4 protein-coding genes and 1 pseudogene are annotated in these 21,870 nt (G+C 66.6%); all 5 read left to right on the top strand.

Going from position 1 to position 21,870, the window contains the following annotated elements; genetic code table 11:
• Positions 1-11 precede the first annotated feature (11 nt).
• Positions 12-9,710, top strand: coding sequence for a non-ribosomal peptide synthetase (locus CV_RS13725; RefSeq protein WP_080509030.1), 9,699 nt, complete (start codon positions 12-14; stop codon positions 9,708-9,710).
• 269 nt (positions 9,711-9,979) lie between these two features.
• Positions 9,980-11,299: pseudogene (locus tag CV_RS24405) on the top strand (condensation domain-containing protein); the annotation flags it as partial.
• Positions 11,282-20,371, top strand: a complete 9,090-nt coding sequence (locus CV_RS13720; RefSeq protein WP_370448039.1) for a non-ribosomal peptide synthetase — start codon at positions 11,282-11,284, stop codon at positions 20,369-20,371. The pseudogene CV_RS24405 and the gene CV_RS13720, both read left to right, overlap by 18 nt.
• 147 nt (positions 20,372-20,518) lie before the next feature.
• A complete protein-coding gene (locus CV_RS13715; RefSeq protein WP_011136348.1) occupies positions 20,519-21,364 on the top strand; it encodes a hypothetical protein in 846 nt (281 codons plus the stop codon).
• A 16-nt stretch (positions 21,365-21,380) separates the two neighbouring features.
• Entirely contained in the window at positions 21,381-21,809 is a 429-nt protein-coding gene (locus tag CV_RS13710; RefSeq protein ID WP_011136347.1) for a hypothetical protein, read from the top strand.
• Positions 21,810-21,870 lie beyond the last annotated feature (61 nt).

Raw genomic sequence — 21,870 nt, 5'->3', positions numbered from 1 at the left:
AGAAGAGAAAAATGCATCAGCCCCAATCGCCCACACGCTATCCTCTTTCGGAAACACAAAAAAGTCGCTGGTTGCAGTATCAGTTAAATCCAGAGTCCTGCGGTGAGTCCAATACGCCATTTTGCGCGCGGGTGCGCGGCTTGACGCCGGACCGTCTGGAGGAGGCGTTGAATCTTTTAGTGCGCAGGCATCCTATGCTACGCGCGGTATTCGGCATTGATCAGGGGGAATTGGCATATCGGATATTGGACGACGTCTCGGTCAAGGTGAGGGTGGTGGACGTCGGCGCGGAGAGCGACGAGGCGCTTCGGCATCGCGTGGCGCGGGATTGCGAACGCGCTTTTGATTTGTCTCGCCCGCCCTTGCTCGCGGCCTATTGGTATGTGCGCGCGGGCCAAGACCCCGTTATGTTGATCTTTTGCGAACATTTGGCGGTGGATGGCTGGTCATATTGGGTGTTGTTGGATGAGTTGGGCTTTGTGCTGGCGGGGGAGCCGCTGGAGGCGCTGCCGCCGCAAGACTTCGCGCACTATGTCCAGTGGCAGCGGAAGTGGCTGGAAGGACCAGTCGCGCAGGCTCAGCGCAGGCATTGGCAAGAGGTTTTATCCGGCGAATTGCCGGTTTTGCAGTTTCCTGTCGGCAAGAGGGGCGCCAAGGGCAGCCAAGTGATCGATCCTGTCGTGCCCGAGTCCTTGGCCAGAAGGTTGAACGATTTGGCGGACAGGCAAGGCAGCGGTTTGTTCGCCATCATGTTGTCCGCCTATCAAATCTTATTGCATCGATACAGCGGTCTGGACGACATCATCATCGGTTCCAGTTTGCCGGGGCGAACGCGCAGCAAATGGGGGCGCGTGGTCGGGGAGTTCGTGAACTCGGTGGCGCTGAGATGCCAGATTGACGGTGCGCTGACCGTGCGCGAACACATCCGCCATACCCAAAAGCTGATTCGGCAAGGCATCGAAAACCAAAAATATCCCTTCGCCAAAGTGCTGGAAAGCCTCGGCGTGGCACGCAATCCGGAGGTGTCGCCTGTTTTCCAGGCCATGATGACGTTTCAGAATACCCGTATGGAGGGGGGGCTGGACAAGCTGTGGGTGGCTGAGAATGACGAAGTCGCCGTTTCCTGGGGGGGCGCGGAGCTTCGGCGCTTCCCCTATCCGCTGATCGGCGACGCCTCCGTGGCTTTTACTCTGGATGTGCTGGTGATCGGCGACCGCATGCGCTGCCCTTTCCGCTTTGATACCGCGCAAATGGATGAAGCCCTGATGCGGCAAATGATTCGGCACTATTTCACATTGCTGGAGGCATTTGCGGATGACGACTCGCAAACGGTGGGCGAGTTACCGCTGCTGTCGCCGGCCGAGCGCGAACAAGTGCTGAATGGCTTCAATGCCACCGCCAGGGATTTTCCGCGCGAGGCCCTGATCCATCAGATATTCGAGGCCCAGGCCGCACGCACGCCAGACGCGCCGGCGCTTGAGCACAAGGGCGTCACGCTGAGTTACCGCGAGTTGGATTGCCGGGCCAATCGCTTGGCCCGGCACTTGCGCGTGCAAGGCGTGCAAGCCGGCGAATTCGTGGCGCTGTGCGCGCAACGCAGCCTGGACATGGTGGTGGGACTGCTGGCGATCCTGAAGGCCGGCGGCGCCTATATCCCACTGGATACCGCCTATCCGGCGGACCGGCTGGCTTACATTCTGGGAGACAGCCAGCCCCTGCTCATCCTGGCGGACGACGCCGGGCAGGCCATTCTGGAACCCTTGCAGCTCGCCACCCGGCTGATCAATCTTGGGCGGCAGGGCGACGCCTGGTCGGCGCTGTCGGCAGACGCGCCTGCTTGTCTGCATCTGAACGCCGGCGACCTGGCCTATGTGATTTACACCTCCGGCTCCACCGGCAATCCCAAGGGCGTGATGATCGAGCATCGCAGCCTGGTCAATTATGTATTGGATGCGATTCGCTGGTTCGAATTGACGCCATCCGATCGGGTTTTGCAGCAAAACTCGCTGAACTTCGACCTTTCGCTGGAAGAAATGCTTCCGGCGCTGTTATCCGGCGCGTGCCTGGTGCTGGCGACTGAGTTGTTTGGCTCCGCGCCGCTGTCCGAGCACCGCAAGCTGGGCATCAGTTTCGTGCATATGACGGCCGCCCATTGGCACACGCTAGTCGGGCAATGGAGCGATGCGCCCTTGCAGGCTTTGCAGTATTTGCAAGGCGTGCGCTTGGTCAATGTCACCGGCGACGCGCTATCCGCGCAAAAAGTGCGGGTTTGGGAAAGCATCCGTCCAGAGTCTACCGGCTTGATCAATACCTATGGACCGACAGAAGCCACGGTCTCTTGCACGGCGACGCGATTGGCAGGGGAGCTGGAGGGCGTCAATGTCACGATAGGCAAACCGTTCGCCAATACCCGCATGTATATCCTGGACGGCAAGTTGCAACCGGTGCCCATAGGCGTGACCGGAGAGCTGTACATTGCAGGCGTCCAGGTGGGGCGCGGCTACCTGAACCGTCCGGAACTGACGGCGGAACGCTTCATCGCCGACCCGTATAGCGCCGATCCGCAGGCGCGGCTGTACAAGACCGGCGACCTGGGGCGCTGGCTGCCGGACGGCAGCATCGAATATCTGGGCCGCAACGACTTCCAGGTCAAGATCCGCGGTTTCCGGATCGAGCTCGGTGAAATCGAGGCCAAGCTGGCGGCCTGCGCCGGGGTGAAGGAGGCGGTGGTGCTGGCGCGGGAAGACGCGCCGGGCGACAAGCGGCTGGTGGCCTACCTGACGGCGCAGCCGGGCGCTGAATTAGAGCCATCGTCGCTGCGGGCGGCGCTGTCGCAGGAACTGGCGGAGTACATGGTGCCGAGCGGCTTCGTGGTGCTGGAGGCCTTCCCGTTGACGCCGAACGGCAAGCTGGACCGCAAGGCGCTGCCGGCGCCGGACGGGTCGCAGCTGTCGAGCCGGGCGTACGCGGCGCCGGAAGGCGAGGCGGAGACGGCGCTGGCGGCGATCTGGAGCGAGCTGCTGGGGGTGGAGCAAGTGGGCCGCCACGACAACTTCTTCGAGCTGGGCGGACATTCGCTGCTGGCGGTGACGCTGGTGGAGCGGATGCGGCAAGCGGGCTTGCACAGCGACATCCGGCAACTGTTCGGCGCAGCCGACCTGGCGGCGCTGGCGGCCAGCCTGAGCGGCGGCTCGGCGCTGGTGGCGGCGCCGGCCAACGGCATCCCGGCCGAGGGCTGCGAGGCGATCACGCCGGAGATGGTGACGCTGACGGCCTTGAGCCAGGCGCAGATCGACGCGATCGCCGCGCAGGTGCCGGGCGGGATGGCCAATATCCAGGACATCTACCCGCTGGCGCCGTTGCAGGAAGGCATCCTGTTCCACCACCTGCTGGGCGGCGAAGGCGACGCCTATCTGGTCCCGACTTTGATTCGCTTGGCTGACAGAGAAAAGGCGCGGCATTTCATCGCGAATGTGCAGCAAGCGGTGGACCGGCACGACATCCTGCGCACCGGGGTGCTGTGGCAAGACCTGCCGGAGCCGGTGCAGGTGGTGTGGCGGCAGGCGCCGGTGCAGGTGGAGACGGTGGCGCTGGACCCGGCGGACGGCCCACTGGCGCAACAGCTGGAAGCGCGCTACCACCCGCGGCGCCACCGGATCGACGTGCGCCAGGCGCCGCTGATCAAGGCGATCATCGCCGAGTCCGGCGCAGGCGAGTGCTGGATGCTGTTGCTGGTTCATCACCTGATCATGGACAACGTTGGTTTGGCCTTGTTGGTGTCCGAAATCCGGCAACTACAGCAGGGGCAAGGCGAAGCGTTGCCATCACCGCTGCCGTTCCGGCAGTTCGTGGCGCAGGCGCGGTTGGGCGTGAGCGCGGCCGAGCATGAAGCCTACTTCCGCGCGCAACTGGGCGAGGTGGACGAGCCGACCTTGCCGTTCGGCCTGCAAGGCTATCAGGGGGTGGGCGGCGATCTCGAAGAGGCGCGTCTCAATTTATCGCCGGAGCTGGCGGAGCAATTGCGGCAGCAAGCGCGGCGTCTGGGCGTCAGCGTGGCTTGCCTGGCCCACCTGGCCTGGGGCCAGGTGCTAGCGCGGGCGTCGGGGCGGACGCAAGTGGTGTTCGGCACGGTGCTGTTCGGCCGGCTGCAAGGTGGCGCAGGTGCGGATCGGGCGCTGGGGCTGTTCATCAACACGCTGCCGCTGAAGCTGGAGATCGGCGCGGCGACGGCGCGGGAAGCGGTGAAGCAGACGCAGCAGGCGCTGACTTCGCTGCTGCGGCACGAACACGCGTCGCTGGCGCTGGCGCAACGCTGCAGCGGGGTGGCGGCGCCGCAGCCTCTGTTCAGCGCCTTGCTGAACTACCGCCGCAGCTCTGACGACGATGTGATGGAAACGGCTTGGGACGGCATTGAGATTGTGTCCAGCCAGGATGGCACCCATTACCCGCTGACGCTGTCGGTGGATGATCTGGGCGCCGGCTTGGCGCTGACGGCGCAGACGCTGTCGAGCGTGGGGGCGGCGCGGGTGTGCGCGATGATGGAGACGGCGCTGGCGTCGTTGGCGGCGGCGCTGGCGTCGGACAGCGGCGAGGCGGTGCGCAGTCTGGACGTGCTGCCGGCGGCGGAGCGCCGGCAACTGTTGGAGACGTTCAACGACACGGCGGCGGACTACCCGCGCGGCGAACTGATCCATCGCTTGTTCGAAGCGCAGGCGACGTCGCGGCCGGAGGCGGAAGCGTTGCGTCATGGCGAGGCTAGCCTGAGCTACGGCGAATTGAACCGGCGCGCCAACCAGCTGGCGCATCGTCTGATCGGCCTGGGCGTGGTGCCGGAAGCGCGGGTGGGCATCTGCTTGGAGCGCGGGCTGGACATGGTGGTGGGCTTGCTGGGCATCTTGAAGGCAGGCGGGGCGTATGTGCCGCTGGACCCGAGCTATCCGGCGGAGCGGCTGAGCTACATGCTGGAAGACAGCGCGCCGGTCGTGGTGCTGACGCAAGCGAGCCTGGCGGAGAAACTGTCGGGCTCGGCGCCGCGGCTGTTGCTGGACGCGCCGGAAGAGCGAGCGAAGCAAGCGGCGCAGCGCGAGGCGAATCCGGCGGTAACGGGGCTGGACAGCGGCAAAGCGGCGTACGTGATCTACACCTCGGGCTCGACCGGCCTTCCCAAGGGCGTGGTCAACGAACACGAGGGCGTGGTTAACCGACTCTGGTGGGCGCAAGAGACCTATCGTTTGACGACGGCTGACCGCGTGCTGCAAAAGACGCCGTTCGGTTTCGACGTCTCGGTCTGGGAATTCTTCCTGCCGTTGCTGGCGGGGGCGCAACTGGTGATGGCCGATCCGGAAGGGCATAAGGATCCGCATTACTTGAGGCAATTGATCGAGGCGGCCGGCATCACCACGCTGCACTTCGTGCCGTCGATGCTGCAAAGCTTTGTCAGCCTGGTGCCGCGCGGCAGCTGCCCGACGCTCAAGCGCATTCTGTGCAGCGGCGAAGCGCTGCCGCACGCCTTGCAGACGCAATGCCTGAGACACTTCCCGCACAGCGAGCTGCACAATCTGTACGGTCCGACGGAGGCTGCGATCGATGTGACGGCCTGGCCGTGCAGCGCCGCGGGACCTAGCAGCTTTGTACCTATCGGCAAGCCGATTTCCAATATCCAGATCCACATCCTGGACGGCGATGGGCAACTGGCGCCGCTCGGGGTGGCGGGCGAGCTGTACATCGGCGGCGCCGGGGTGGCGCGCGGCTACCTGAACCGTCCGGAACTGACGGCGGAACGTTTCATCGCCGACCCTTTCAGCGCCGATCCGCAGGCGCGGCTGTACAAGACCGGCGACCTGGGGCGCTGGCTGCCGGACGGCAGCATTGAATACCTGGGCCGCAACGACTTCCAGGTCAAGATCCGCGGTTTCCGGATCGAACTCGGTGAAATCGAGGCCAAGCTGGCGGCCTGCGCCGGGGTGAAGGAAGCGGTGGTGCTGGCGCGGGAAGACGCGCCGGGCGACAAGCGGCTGGTGGCCTATTTGACGGCGCAGCCGGGCGCGACGCTGGAGGCGGCCGCGTTGCGGGCGGCGCTGTCTCAGGAACTGGCGGAGTACATGGTGCCGAGCGGCTTCGTGGTGCTGGAGGCCTTCCCGTTGACGCCGAACGGCAAGCTGGACCGCAAGGCGCTGCCGGCGCCGGACGGCTCGCAGCTGTCGAGCCGGGCGTACGCGGCGCCGGAAGGCGAGGCGGAGACGACGCTGGCGGCGATCTGGTGCGAGTTGCTGGGGGTGGAGCAAGTGGGCCGCCACGACAACTTCTTCGAGCTGGGCGGACACTCCCTGCTGGCGGTGACGCTGGTGGAGCGGATGCGGCAGGCAGGCTTGCACAGCGACATCCGGCAACTGTTCGGCGCGGCCGACCTGGCGGCGCTGGTGGCCAGCCTGAGCGGCGACTCGGCGCTGGTGGCGGCGCCGGCCAACGGCATCCCGGCCGCGGGCTGCGAGGCGATCACGCCGGAGATGGTGACGCTGATGGCCTTGAGCCAGGCGCAGATCGACGCGATCGCCGCGCAGGTGCCGGGCGGGATGGCCAATATCCAGGACATCTACCCGCTGGCGCCGTTGCAGGAAGGCATCCTGTTCCACCACCTGCTGGGCGGCGAAGGCGACGCCTATCTGCTGTACGACCTGCTGGCCTTCGACAGCAGCGAGCGGCTGAACGGCTTCCTGGCCAGCCTGCAGCAAGCGGTGGACCGGCACGACATCCTGCGCACCGGGGTGCTGTGGCAGGACCTGCCGGAGCCGGTGCAGGTGGTGTGGCGAAGGGCGCCGGTGCAGGTGGAGACGGTGGCGCTGGACCCGGCGGACGGCCCGCTGGCGCAGCAGCTGGAAGCGCGCTACCACCCGCGGCGCCACCGGATCGACGTGCGCCAGGCGCCGCTGCTGCGCGGCTTCGTCGCGGCGGAGGCAGGGACCGGGCGGCAGTATCTGCAATTGCTTTACCACCACTTGGCGATCGACCACACCACGCTGGAGCGATTGCTGGACGAAGTCCGCCAGCTGCAGCAAGGGCAGGGCGCGTCGCTGCCGCCGTCGCTGCCGTTCCGGCAGTTCGTGGCGCAGGCGCGGCTGGGCGTGGGCGCGGCCGAGCACGAGGCCTATTTCCGCGCGCAGCTGGGCGAGGTGGACGAGCCGACGCTGCCGTTCGGCCTGAGCGGCACGCAGGAAGACGGCAGCCGGCAAGAAGAGTGGCGGACGCGGCTGCCGATGGCGCTGGCCGACCAGCTACGGCAGCAAGCGCGGCGTCTGGGCGTCAGCGTGGCCTGCCTGGCCCACCTGGCCTGGGGCCAAGTGCTGGCCCGGGCGTCGGGTCGGACGCAAGTGGTGTTCGGCACGGTGCTGTTCGGCCGGCTGCAAGGCGGGGCGGGGTCGGACCGGGCGCTGGGGCTGTTCATCAACACGCTGCCGCTGAAGCTGGAGATCGGCGCGGCGACGGCGCGGGAGGCGGTGAAGCAGACGCAGCAGGCGCTGACCTCGCTGTTGCGGCACGAACACGCGTCGCTGGCGCTGGCGCAGCGCTGCAGCGGGGTGGCGGCGCCGCAGCCTTTGTTCAGCGCCTTGCTGAACTACCGGCATAGTTCCGGATACGAAGGCGATGCGCCTGATTGGGACGGAGTCGAGGTATTGGTGGGCGAAGAGCGGACCAACTACCCGCTCATCCTGTCGGTGGACGATCTGGGCGCCGGTTTGGCGCTGACGGCGCAGACGCTGGCGAGCGTGGGGGCGGCGCGGGTGTGCGCGATGATGGAGACGGCGCTGGCGTCGCTGGCGGCGTCGCTGGCATCGGACAGCGGCGAGGCGGTGCGCAGTCTGGACGTGCTGCCGGCGGCGGAGCGTCGGCAACTGTTGGAGACGTTCAACGACACGGCGGCGGACTACCCGCGCGGCGAACTGATCCATCGCTTGTTCGAAGCGCAGGCGGCATCGCGGCCGGAGGCTGTCGCGTTGGTTTGCGGCGAGCAGACGCTGAGCTATGGCGAGCTGAACCGGCGCGCCAACCAGCTGGCGCATCGCCTGATCAGTTTGGGGGTGGAGCCGGGCGACCGGGTGGCGCTGGACCTGCCCAGAGGAGCCGATCTGCTGATCGCCATCGTCGGCGTCCTGAAATCCGGCGCGGCCTATCTGCCCTTGGATGAGGGCCTGACGGCGGAGCGGCGGCAATGGCTGCAGGCCGACAGCGGCGCGAAGCTGTCGGTGGACGCCGCCTGGCTGGCGACGCCAGGGACGTGGCCGGAGGAGAACCCGGCGGTCGCCGGCGACGCGGAGAGCGTCGCCTATCTGATGTACACCTCCGGCTCCACCGGGGAGCCCAAGGGCGTGCTGGCGCCGCATCGCGGCATCACGCGGCTGGTCTGCGGCAATCGCTACGCCGCGTTCCAGGCCGACGACCGCATCGCCTGGGCGGCGAATCCGGCCTTCGACGCCAGCACCCTGGAAATCTGGGGCGCGCTGGCGCATGGCGCCAGTCTGGTGGCGATCGATAAGGACACGCTGCTGAGCGCCGAAGCGCTGGGGGCGCGCCTGCAACGCGACCGCATCACCATCCTGTGGCTGACTGCCGGGCTGTTCCAGCGCCATGCCCGAGGCTTGGGCGCCGCCTTGTCCGGCTTGCGCTACCTGATGGTGGGCGGCGATGTGGTCGACCCGCGGGTGGCGGCGCAAGTGCGGCGCGACAACCCGCCGGCGCATCTGCTCAATTGCTACGGCCCGACCGAAACCACCACCTTCGCGACGACGCACGAGATCGGCGCGGAGGCGGAGACGGCGGCCAGCCTGCCGATCGGCAAGCCGATCGGCAATACCCGGATTTACATCCTGGACGGCGACGGCCAACTGGCGCCGCTCGGCGTGGCGGGCGAGCTGTACATCGGCGGCGCCGGGGTGGCGCGCGGCTACCTGAACCGTCCGGAACTGACGGCGGAACGCTTCATCGCCGACCCGTATAGCGCCGATCCGCAGGCGCGGCTGTACAAGACCGGCGACCTGGGGCGCTGGCTGCCGGACGGCAGCATCGAATACCTGGGCCGCAACGACTTCCAGGTCAAGATCCGCGGTTTCCGGATCGAACTGGGCGAAATCGAGGCCAAGCTGGCGGCCTGCGCCGGGGTGAAGGAGGCGGTGGTGCTGGCGCGGGAAGACGCGCCGGGCGACAAGCGGCTGGTGGCCTACCTGACGGCGCAGCCGGGCGCTGAATTAGAGCCATCGTCGCTGCGGGCGGCGCTGTCGCAGGAACTGGCGGAGTACATGGTGCCGAGCGGCTTCGTGGTGCTGGAGGCCTTCCCGTTGACGCCGAACGGCAAGCTGGACCGCAAGGCGCTGCCGGCGCCGGACGGGTCGCAGCTGTCGAGCCGGGCGTACGCGGCGCCGGAAGGCGAGGCGGAGACGGCGCTGGCGGCGATCTGGAGCGAGCTGCTGGGGGTGGAGCAAGTGGGCCGCCACGACAACTTCTTCGAGCTGGGCGGACATTCGCTGCTGGCGGTGACGCTGGTGGAGCGGATGCGGCAAGCGGGCTTGCACAGCGACATCCGGCAACTGTTCGGCGCGGCCGACTTGGCGGCGCTGGCGAGGACAGTCAGCCTGGGACCGATTATGGAAGAGGTGGACTTGTTTGCGGCGCCGGTGCTTGGACAATCGGGCGAAATGATTGAGGAAATCGTGTTATGAATTTGAGTTATCTGACTCTGGAACTGAGCCGGCGCAATATCGAACTGAGCCTGACCGAAGATGCCGACAATCTTCATATCCGCGGAGAAAAGCAAAGCTTGAGCCCGGAGTTGTTGCAACACTTGAAGCAGGCCAAACCGGAATTGATCGCAGGCCTGAAGTCGGGAGCCTATCTTGAGCAAGTCAAGCAAATGGATGCTCTGGCGGGAAGCGCCAGACGTTTTGGCTTAGCCTTCAGTCTGGATCAATGGATGTCGATTTGCTCAAGCGTGGCGGGGGGAGTGGCCAATATCCAGGACATCTACCCGCTGGCGCCGTTGCAGGAAGGCATCCTGTTCCATCACCTGCTGGGCGGCGAAGGCGACGCCTATCTGCTGTACGACCTGCTGGCCTTTGACAGCGGCGAGCGATTGAACGGCTTCCTGGCCAGCCTGCAGCAAGTGGTGGACCGGCACGACATTCTGCGCACCGGGGTGCTGTGGCAAGACCTGCCGGAGCCGGTGCAGGTGGTGTGGCGAAGGGCGCCGGTGCAGGTGGAGACGGTGGCGCTGGACCCGGCTGACGGCCCGCTGCCGCAACAGCTGGAAGCGCGCTACCACCCGCGGCGCCACCGGATCGACGTGCGCCAGGCGCCGCTGCTGCGCGGTTTCGTCGCGGCGGAGGAAGGGACAGGACGGCAGTATCTGCAATTATTGTTCCACCACCTGGCGATCGATCACACCACGCTGGGCTTTCTATTGGATGAAATCCGGCTGCTGCAGCAAGGGCAGGGCGCGGAGTTGCCGCCGCCCCTGCCGTTCCGGCAGTTCGTGGCGCAGGCGCGGCTGGGCGTGAGCGCGGCGGAGCACGAGGCCTACTTCCGCGCGCAACTGGGCGAAGTGGACGAGCCGACCTTGCCGTTCGGCCTGCAAGGCTATTTGGGAGATGGCGGCGACATCGAAGAGGCGCGGCTCAATCTGTCGACAGAGCTGGCGGGCCAATTGCGGCAGCAAGCGCGGCGTCTGGGCGTCAGCGTGGCCTGCCTGGCCCACCTGGCCTGGGGCCAGGTGCTGGCGCGGGCGTCGGGTCGGACGCAAGTGGTGTTCGGCACGGTGCTGTTCGGCCGACTGCAAGGCGGGGCGGGAGCGGACCGGGCGCTGGGGCTGTTCATCAACACGCTGCCGCTGAAGCTGGAGATCGGCGCGGCGACGGCGCGGGAGGCGGTGAAGCAGACGCAGCAGGCGCTGACTTCGCTGCTGCGGCACGAACACGCGTCGTTGGCGCTGGCGCAGCGCTGCAGCGGGGTGGCGGCGCCGCAGCCTCTGTTCAGCGCCTTGCTGAACTTCAGGCACAGTGTGGACGTCGATGGGAACCAAACGGTTTGGGAAGGCATTCAATCGCTGGCGGGCGAGGAGCGCACCAACTATCCGCTGACGCTGTCGGTGGATGATTTGGGCGTCGGCTTGGCGCTGACGGCGCAGACGTTGGCGAGCGTGGGGGCGGTGCGGGTGTGCGCGATGATGGAGACGGCGCTGGCGGCGCTGGCGGCGGCGCTGGCGTCGGACAGCGGCGAGGCGGTGCGCAGTCTGGACGTGTTGCCGGCGGCGGAGCGGCTGCAACTGTTGGACACCTTCAACGATGCGGCGTCGAGCTATCCGGCAGAGGCGCGGATCCACCAGCTGTTCGAAGCGCAGGCGGCGGCGCGGCCGGAGGCTGTCGCGCTGGTTTGCGGCGAGCAGACGCTGAGCTATGGCGAGCTGAACCGGCGCGCCAACCAACTGGCGCACAGATTGATCGCCGAGGGGGTGGGACCAGACGATCTAGTCGGCATTTGCGTCGAACGCAATGTGGAAATGATTGTGGGCCTGCTGGGCGTATTGAAGGCTGGCGGCGCGTATGTGCCGCTTGATCCCGGCTACCCGCCGGACCGTTTGAGCTACATGCTGGCAGACAGTTCGCCTAAAGCGATGCTGACGCAGACTTCTTTGTTGCCCAGCCTGCATGACTGGATAGGCGCGCAAGTGGTATTGGATGACGTGGAGGAAGTCGACAGGCTGTCCCGTCTGCCAGACCATAACCCGGATGCGGCGCGTCGAGGACTGACGTCCTCCCACCTTGCCTACATCATTTACACGTCGGGTTCGACCGGCGCGCCCAAAGGCGTGATGGTGGAGCACCGCCAGGTCGTCCGTCTGTTTGGCGCCACGGATCATTGGTTCCATTTCGGCGAGCAAGATGTCTGGAGTCTGTTCCATTCGTTCGCCTTCGATTTCTCGGTGTGGGAAATCTGGGGCGCGCTAGCGCACGGCGGCAAGCTGCTCATCGTGCCGAAAGACATCGCGCGGTCGCCGGACCAGTTCTACCAGCTGTTGTGCGAACAAAAGGTGACGGTGTTGAATCAGACGCCGAGCGCTTTCCGGCAATTGATCGGTGCCCAGGCGCGCAGCAGCCAAGCACACCATCTGCGCTATGTCGTTTTCGGGGGCGAAGCATTGGAAACGTCGATGCTGGCGCCATGGTATGCGCGCCATATCGATCATGGCCCGCTCCTGATCAATATGTACGGCATCACGGAAACGACGGTACATGTGACCTATCGGCCATTAAGCGCTGAGGATGTGAACAGAAGGGGGGCCAGTCCCATCGGCGTCAAGATTCCAGATCTAAGCGTCTATATTCTGGATGCCAATCGGCAACTGGCGCCGCTCGGTGTGGCGGGCGAGCTGTACATCGGCGGCGCCGGGGTGGCGCGCGGCTACCTGAACCGTCCGGAATTGACGGCGGAACGCTTCATCGCCGACCCGTATAGCGCCGATCCGCAGGCGCGGCTGTACAAGACCGGCGACCTAGGGCGCTGGCTGCCGGACGGCAGCATCGAATACCTGGGCCGCAACGACTTCCAGGTGAAGATCCGCGGTTTCCGGATCGAGCTCGGTGAAATCGAGGCCAAGCTGGCGGCCTGCGCCGGGGTGAAGGAGGCGGTGGTGCTGGCGCGGGAAGACGCGCCGGGCGACAAGCGGCTGGTGGCCTACCTGACGGCGCAGCCGGGCGCGACGCTGGAGGCGGCCGCGTTGCGGGCGGCGCTGTCGCAGGAACTGGCGGAGTACATGGTGCCGAGCGGTTTCGTGGTGCTGGAGGCCTTCCCGTTGACGCCGAACGGCAAGCTGGACCGCAAGGCGCTGCCGGCGCCGGACGGCTCGCAGCTGTCGAGCCGGGCGTACGCGGCGCCGGAAGGCGAAGCGGAGACGACGCTGGCGGCGATCTGGCGCGAGCTGCTGGGGGTGGAGCCAGTGGGCCGCCACGACAACTTCTTCGAACTGGGCGGGCATTCGCTGCTGGCGGTGACGCTGGTGGAGCGGATGCGGCAGGCAGGCTTGCACAGCGACATCCGGCAACTGTTCGGCGCGGCCGACCTGGCGGCGCTGGTGGCCAGCCTGAGCGGCGACGCGGCGCTGGTGGCGGCGCCGGCCAACGGCATCCCGGCCGAGGGCTGCGAGGCGATCACGCCGGAGATGGTGACGCTGACGGCCTTGAGCCAGGCGCAGATCGACGCGATCGCCGCGCAGGTGCCGGGCGGGATGGCCAATATCCAGGACATCTATCCGCTGGCGCCGTTGCAGGAAGGCATCCTGTTCCATCACCTGCTGGGCGGCGAAGGCGACGCCTATCTGCTGTACGACCTGCTGGCCTTCGACAGCGGCGAGCGGCTGAACGATTTCCTGGCCAGCCTGCAGCAAGCGGTGGACCGACACGACATTCTGCGCACCGGGGTGCTGTGGCAAGACCTGCCGGAGCCGGTGCAAGTGGTGTGGCGAAGGGCGCCGGTGCAGGTGGAGACGGTAGCGCTGGACCCGGCGGACGGCCCGCTGGCGCAGCAGCTGGAAGCGCGCTACCACCCGCGGCGCCACCGGATCGACGTGCGCCAGGCGCCGCTGCTGCGCGGCTTCGCCGCGGCGGAGGCAGGGACCGGGCGGCAGTATCTGCAATTGCTTTACCACCACCTGGCGATCGACCACACCACGCTGGAGCGGTTGCTGGACGAAGTCCGCCAGCTGCAGCAAGGGCAGGGCGCGTCGCTGCCGCCGTCGCTGCCGTTCCGGCAGTTCGTGGCGCAGGCGCGGCTGGGCGTGGGCGCGGCCGAGCACGAGGCCTATTTCCGCGCGCAGCTGGGCGAAGTGGACGAGCCGACCTTGCCGTTCGGCCTGCAAGGCTATTTGGGAAATGGCGGCGACATCGAAGAGGCGCGGCTCAATCTGTCGACAGAGCTGGCGGGCCAATTGCGGCAGCAAGCGCGGCGTCTGGGCGTCAGCGTGGCCTGCCTGGCCCACCTGGCCTGGGGCCAGGTGCTGGCGCGGGCGTCGGGTCGGACGCAAGTGGTGTTCGGCACGGTGCTGTTCGGCCGGCTGCAAGGCGGGGCGGGAGCGGATCGGGCGCTGGGGCTGTTCATCAACACGCTGCCGCTGAAGCTGGAGATCGGCGCGGCGACGGCGCGGGAGGCGGTGAAGCAGACGCAGCAGGCGCTGACCTCGCTGCTGCGGCACGAACACGCGTCGCTGGCGCTGGCGCAGCGCTGCAGCGGGGTGGCGGCGCCGCAGCCTCTGTTCAGCGCCTTGCTGAACTACCGGCACAGCGCAGAAGAGAATAGAGACGCGCCGATCTGGGAGGGCATTGAAACGCTGGCGGGCGAAGAGCGTACCAACTACCCGCTCATCCTGTCGGTGGACGATCTGGGCGCCGGTTTGGCGCTGACGGCGCAGACGCTGGCGAGCGTGGGGGCGGCGCGGGTGTGCGCGATGATGGAAACGGCGCTGGCGTCGCTGGCGGCGGCGCTGGCGTCGGACAGCGGCGAGGCGGTGCGCCGGCTGGACGTGCTGCCGGCGGCGGAGCGCCGGCAACTGTTGGAGACTTTCAACGACACGGCGGCGGACTACCCGCGCGGCGAACTGATCCATCGCTTGTTCGAAGCGCAGGCGGCGGCGCGGCCGGAGGCTGTCGCGCTGGTTTGCGGCGAGCAGACGCTGAGCTATGGCGAGCTGAACCGGCGCGCCAACCAGCTGGCGCACCGTCTGATCGGTTTGGGGGTGGAGCCGGGCGACCGGGTGGCGCTGGACCTGCCCAGAGGAGCCGATCTGCTGATCGCCATCGTCGGCGTCCTGAAATCCGGCGCGGCCTATCTGCCCTTGGATGAGGGCCTGACGGCGGAGCGGCGGCAATGGCTGCAGGCCGACAGCGGCGCGAAGCTGTCGGTGGACGCCGCCTGGCTGGCGACGCCAGGGACGTGGCCGGAGGAGAACCCGGCGGTCGCCGGCGACGCGGAGAGCGTCGCCTATCTGATGTACACCTCCGGCTCCACCGGGGAGCCCAAGGGCGTGCTGGCGCCGCATCGCGGCATCACGCGGCTGGTCTGCGGCAATCGCTACGCCGCGTTCCAGGCCGACGACCGCATCGCCTGGGCGGCGAATCCGGCCTTCGACGCCAGCACCCTGGAAATCTGGGGCGCGCTGGCGCATGGCGCCAGTCTGGTGGCGATCGATAAGGACACGCTGCTGAGCGCCGAAGCGCTGGGGGCGCGCCTGCAACGCGACCGCATCACCATCCTGTGGCTGACTGCCGGGCTGTTCCAGCGCCATGCCCGAGGCTTGGGCGCCGCCTTGTCCGGCTTGCGCTACCTGATGGTGGGCGGCGATGTGGTCGACCCGCGGGTGGCGGCGCAAGTGCGGCGCGACAACCCGCCGGCGCATCTGCTCAATTGCTACGGCCCGACCGAAACCACCACCTTCGCGACGACGCACGAGATCGGCGCGGAGGCGGAGACGGCGGCCAGCCTGCCGATCGGCAAGCCGATCGGCAATACCCGGATTTACATCCTGGACGGCGACGGCCAACTGGCGCCGCTCGGCGTGGCGGGCGAGCTGTACATCGGCGGCGCCGGGGTGGCGCGCGGCTACCTGAACCGTCCGGAACTGACGGCGGAACGCTTCATCGCCGACCCGTATAGCGCCGATCCGCAGGCGCGGCTGTACAAGACCGGCGACCTGGGGCGCTGGCTGCCGGACGGCAGCATCGAATACCTGGGCCGCAACGACTTCCAGGTCAAGATCCGCGGTTTCCGGATCGAACTGGGCGAAATCGAGGCCAAGCTGGCGGCCTGCGCCGGGGTGAAGGAGGCGGTGGTGCTGGCGCGGGAAGACGCGCCGGGCGACAAGCGGCTGGTGGCCTACCTGACGGCGCAGCCGGGCGCGACGCTGGAGGCGGCCGCGTTGCGGGCGGCGCTGTCGCAGGAACTGGCGGAGTACATGGTGCCGAGCGGCTTCGTGGTGCTGGAGGCCTTCCCGTTGACGCCGAACGGCAAGCTGGACCGCAAGGCGCTGCCGGCGCCGGACGGGTCGCAGCTGTCGAGCCGGGCGTACGCGGCGCCGGAAGGCGAGGCGGAGACGGCGCTGGCGGCGATCTGGCGCGAGCTGCTGGGGGTGGAGCGAGTGGGCCGCCACGACAACTTCTTCGAACTGGGCGGACATTCGCTGCTGGCGGTGACGCTGGTGGAGCGGATGCGGCAAGCGGGCTTGCACAGCGACATCCGGCAACTGTTCGGCGCGGCCGACCTGGCGGCGCTGGCGGCCAGCCTGAGCGGCGATTCGGCGCTGGTGGCGGCACCGGCCAACGGCATCCCGGCCGCGGGCTGCGAGGCGATCACGCCGGAGATGGTGACGCTGACGGCCTTGAGCCAGGCGCAGATCGACGCGATCGCCGCGCAGGTGCCGGGCGGGATGGCCAATATCCAGGACATCTACCCGCTGGCGCCGTTGCAGGAAGGCATCCTGTTCCATCACCTGCTGGGCGGCGAAGGCGACGCCTATCTGCTGTACGACCTGCTGGCCTTCGACAGCGGCGAGCGGCTGAACGGCTTCCTGGCCAGCCTGCAGCAAGCGGTGGACCGGCACGACATCCTGCGCACCGCGGTGCTATGGCAAGACCTGCCGGAGCCGGTGCAAGTGGTGTGGCGAAAGGCGCCGGTGCAGGTGGAGACGGTGGCGCTGGACCCGGCGGACGGCCCGCTGGCGCAGCAGCTGGAAGCGCGCTACCACCCGCGGCGCCACCGGATCGACGTGCGCCAGGCGCCGCTGCTGCGCGGCTTCGTCGCGGTGGAGGCGGCGACCGGCCGGCATTATTTGCAATTGTTGTTCCACCACTTGGCGATCGACCATACCGCGCTGGAAACCATGCTGCAGGAGATCAGCCTGCTTCAACAAGGACGACAGGCGGAATTAGGGCCGACGACACCATTCCGGCAGTTCGTGGCGCAGGCGCGGCTGGGCGTGGGCGCGGCGGAGCACGAAGCCTATTTCCGCGCGCAGCTGGGCGAGGTGGACGAGCCGACGCTGCCGTTCGGCCTGCAAGGCTATTTGGGGGATGGGGGCGGCATCGAAGAGGCGCGGCTCAATCTGTCGACAGAGCTGGCCGGCCAATTGCGGCAGCAAGCGCGGCGTCTGGGCGTCAGCGTGGCCTGCCTGGCCCACCTGGCCTGGGGCCAGGTGCTGGCGCGGGCGTCGGGTCGGACGCAAGTGGTGTTCGGCACGGTGCTGTTCGGCCGGCTGCAAGGCGGTGCGGGCGCGGATCGGGCGCTGGGGCTGTTCATCAACACGCTGCCGCTGAGGCTGGAGATTGGCACGGCGACGGCGCGGGAGGCGGTGAAGCAGACGCAGCAGGCGCTGACCTCGCTGCTGCGGCACGAACACGCGTCGCTGGCGCTGGCGCAGCGCTGCAGCGGGGTGGCGGCGCCGCAGCCCTTGTTCAGCGCGCTGCTGAACTATCGGCATAGCGTGGAGGACGACGTAGCCGCGCTCGATTGGGAGGGCATTGAAACGCTGGCGAGCGAAGAGCGGACCAACTATCCGCTGACGCTGTCGGTGGACGATCTGGGCGCCGGCTTGGCGCTGACGGCGCAGACGCTGGCGAGCGTGGGGGCGGCGCGGGTGTGCGCGATGATGGAGACGGCGCTGGCGTCGCTGGCGGCGGCGCTGGCGTCGGACAGCGGCGAGGCGGTGCGCAGTCTGGACGTGCTGCCGGCGGCGGAGCGTCGGCAACTGTTGGAGACGTTCAACGACACGGCGGCGGACTACCCGCGCGGCGAACTGATCCATCGCTTGTTCGAAGCGCAGGCGGCGGCGCGGCCGGAAGCGGAAGCGTTGCGTCATGGCGAGGCGAGTCTGAGCTACGGCGAGCTGAACCGGCGCGCCAACCAGCTGGCGCATCGTCTGATCGGCCTGGGGGTGGTACCGGAAGCGCGGGTGGGCATCTGCGTGGAGCGCGGGCTGGACATGGTGGTGGGCTTGCTGGGCATCTTGAAGGCTGGCGGCGCGTATGTGCCGCTGGACCCGAGCTATCCGGCGGAGCGGCTGAGCTACATGCTGGAGGACAGCGCGCCGGCGATGGTGCTGACGCATTCGGGGCTGGCGGCCAAGGCGGCAGGAGCGGCGCCGAGGCTGCTGCTGGACGACGCGGATGAGCAGGCCCGGCTGTCTGCGCTTAGCGGGGAAAATCCGTCGGTAGCGGGGCTTGGCGGCGACAACGCGGCGTATGTGATCTACACCTCGGGCTCGACCGGCCGACCCAAGGGTGTGGTTAGCCTCCATGCCGGGGTGTGTCATGTGGCCAGCCAGCAGGCGGACATCGCCGGGTTTGGGGCGGGAAGTCGCGTGCTGCAATTCGCCTCTTTCAGTTTCGACGCCAGCGTTTGGGAGTGGGTAAGCGCTTTGATCCACGGGGCATGCCTGTACCTGTATCCGCGTGAAGAGTTGATGCCGGGCGAGCCCTTGTTGCAGACGTTGAACCGGGACCGGATCAGCCATGCGCTCTTGCCGGCCTCCGCCTTGCAGATGATGGAGGCGAATGCTGTTGTGCAGCGGATGAGCTTGCTGGTCGGCGGCGAGGCCTGCCCGGTGGGCTTGGCTGAATCGTGGGCGGCGCAGCACAAGCTGCAGAACGTGTATGGTCCGACCGAAACCACAATTTTTGTGACGGCCCAGCCATGCGCGACGAACATGAATGGACGGCTGCCGATAGGCAAGCCCATCGCCAATACCTATGCCCGCATTTTGGATACGCACGGCCAACTGGCGCCGCTCGGGGTGGCGGGTGAAATCCATATCGGCGGGGTCGGGGTGGCGCGCGGCTACCTGAACCGTCCGGAACTGACGGCGGAACGCTTCATCGCCGACCCGTATAGCGCCGATCCGCAGGCGCGGCTGTACAAGACCGGCGATCTGGGGCGCTGGCTGCCGGACGGCAGCATCGAATACCTGGGCCGCAACGACTTCCAGGTCAAGATCCGCGGTTTCCGGATCGAGCTGGGCGAAATCGAGGCCAAGCTGGCGGCCTGCGCCGGGGTGAAGGAGGCGGTGGTGCTGGCGCGGGAAGACGCGCCGGGCGACAAGCGGCTGGTGGCCTATTTGACGGCGCAGCCGGGCGCGACGCTGGAGGCGGCCGCGTTGCGGGCGGCGCTGTCTCAGGAACTGGCGGAGTACATGGTGCCGAGCGGCTTCGTGGTGCTGGAGGCCTTCCCGTTGACGCCGAACGGCAAGCTGGACCGCAAGGCGCTGCCGGCGCCGGACGGCTCGCAGCTGTCGAGCCGGGCGTACGCGGCGCCGGAAGGCGAGGCGGAGACGACGCTGGCGGCGATCTGGCGCGAGCTGCTGGGGGTGGAGCGAGTGGGCCGCCACGACAACTTCTTCGAACTGGGTGGACACTCCCTGCTGGCGGTGAGGCTGGTGGCAAGCATTGCAGGCCGCATGCCTTACGCCGCCAGCTTGCAGGATGTTTACGCTTTCCCTTCCCTGGCCGAGCTGGCGCGCCGATTGAGCGCGGGGGGCGGGAACGACGCTGCCATACGGGTGGGGGGACAGGGCGAAGAGGAGCGCTTGTTTATCCTGCACGAACTTCATGGCGGCATCGCTTATGCCAGAGATCTGGCCGAACACCTCGGACAGGGGCGTTCCATCTATGCCTTGCCTGGGATTGATGAGCATGGAAACTTGCTGGCAGAGCCAGACATGGGCGTGCTGGCGCGCATGCACGCGGCTCGGATAAGAAGCTTGCAGGCGAAGGGGCCGTATAGCCTGGCAGGCTGGTCGGTCGGCGGCACGATCGCGCATGCGGTGGCCGCGGAACTGTCCGCTCAGGGGGAGGAGATCGCCTTCCTGGGGCTGATCGATAGCATGCCGGACTATTCCAGCCTCGCGGCTAGGCTGGAGCAGCGGCAACAGGCCGAGCAAAACGAGCGTGTCGCCATGCTGTTCCTCTGGCTGGAGCTGGAGCATGGCTATGACGAGGCTGGGCTGGCCAGCTTGCGCCGCTTGCCGAATCCAGACGAGATGCTGTCAACCGCGCTTAAGGAGGTTGGGAGGCCGGCGGCCGGGACGCTAACGGAAGAGTGGTCGCATCTGACCACCCGCTGGATGACGCTAAAAGCCGCGCTTTCTTATCAGCCGAAGCGTTTGGCTGCGCCCACGGTTTTGTTCGTGGCTACCGACTCTCTTGCCGCGAATTTGGATCAAGGATGGCGTCAGTCATGCCCTGATCTGACGGTGGAGACAATCAAGGGGGATCATTACAGCATATTGCAGATGCCTGCGATTCGGGCGCTGGGGGAGGCGTTCAGAAAACGATTGGCAGAGGAGGCTTGATCCTGACGATGGGTAGGGCGGCTGACCGGGACAAGCCTCCCCTTCCAGCCGCCCGTCTGGCGGATTGCGTTTTAATTTCAAATGAATAGAATATGCAATTCAAAAAATCAAACGTCACAGTGAGGCGAGATGACAGGCAAATGTGCAGTGCGCTCCGCTATCGGCTTCGGTTTGGCCGTGGCTTGGCTCACATCCGCCCTGGCCGCAGGCACGGCCGCGGATCTGGCTTCGAGTCGGACCTATGCGGTCTTGCAAAAAGGCGAGGCGGTTTTTCAGGAAAACGCCAAGCTCGCGCCGAATGGTGTATTTCAATATCGACTGTATCTCAACGGCGTTTCCAATGCGTCCGCGCCGACGCTAAAGCTGTCGGGCAGGGGCGGATCCAAGGCGGTGCCGCTTGGCGCGAGGCAGGTTTTCTCTCTGCCGGGAACGGCGGAAAAGTCGGATGCCTCATTGAAATTGATGGTGTCGCCGGCGAGCGAGAACATCAACTGGCGAGCGGAGGTGAGCACACCGGGCCTGCCGGCAGGGACCAGGCGATTGGGCGATCTGCGTTTGGAGTGCTTGGTGGATGTCAAAAGCAATCTGAATGGGCTGAATGAAGGCAAGGTCGACTGCATGCCCGCCGCGGCTAAGGAGGCTTACTGCATGGAGGATATGCACAATTGCGCCAAATATGTGCCAGCCGCAGTCGGCGCGGCGGTTTTGGATGCGATCAAAGGGGTTGCTAGGTTGGAAGTGGAGAACGACCCTTACGAGGCCAAGCCATTCAGTTATTTGTTCATTGCCGACAGACCTTTATTTTCCATTTCCTTGCAGCAGGGCGGGCGCAGGCTGGTATTGCCGACAGAGTGGCTTTATGGACTGCGGCAGCAACGGAGTCCGTTCTTCCACTGGCCTTACCCAAAGCAATATCTTTATTCGCTTCCGCTGAGCGATGCTTCTTGGTCTAACGATGCGCTGGTGGTCTTCGAATATATGGATCCAGTTTGAGCCGGGGAGGGAGAGCATGGCGCTAAGGATGGGGATGAGGCCAGCTGGAAGGCTGTTTGGCGTAATGGCGCTGGGTATTTTGTTGTCGGCCTGCGCCAGCGTCGGCAATGCCAAGCTGGAGGATGTCGACGAACCGTATGTCAAGCAAGCCTTGTCTCGGGGCGAAGGCACCAAGCAAGGAATGGTGGACTTATTTGGCCAGCCGCAGCGGAAGATCAGCTTTGATGGCGACAATGAAATTTGGGTGTATAGCTACCGGCAGTACAAGGCCAAACTGCAAAACCTCACCAATGTGAGTGTTTTGTTCCGCGGGCAGAATAATTACAGCAAGGAATTGGTGTTGTTGTTCGACAAGTCAGGAAAAGTGAGGCAATGGAAATTGTCGGCTAGCGAGGAAAGCGTGGGTACCGGATTCGCGACTCAGCGATTGCCGGCGGAAAACTAGGCATGGCTTGTCCATGATGGGCTGAATGGCGGCGATTTATCTGCCAATAGGATGAAAGGCT

It is taken from the genome of Chromobacterium violaceum ATCC 12472, assembly GCF_000007705.1.
Taxonomy (GTDB): Bacteria; Pseudomonadota; Gammaproteobacteria; order Burkholderiales; family Chromobacteriaceae; genus Chromobacterium; species Chromobacterium violaceum.
This window is presented reverse-complemented; position numbering and strand designations above follow the sequence as displayed.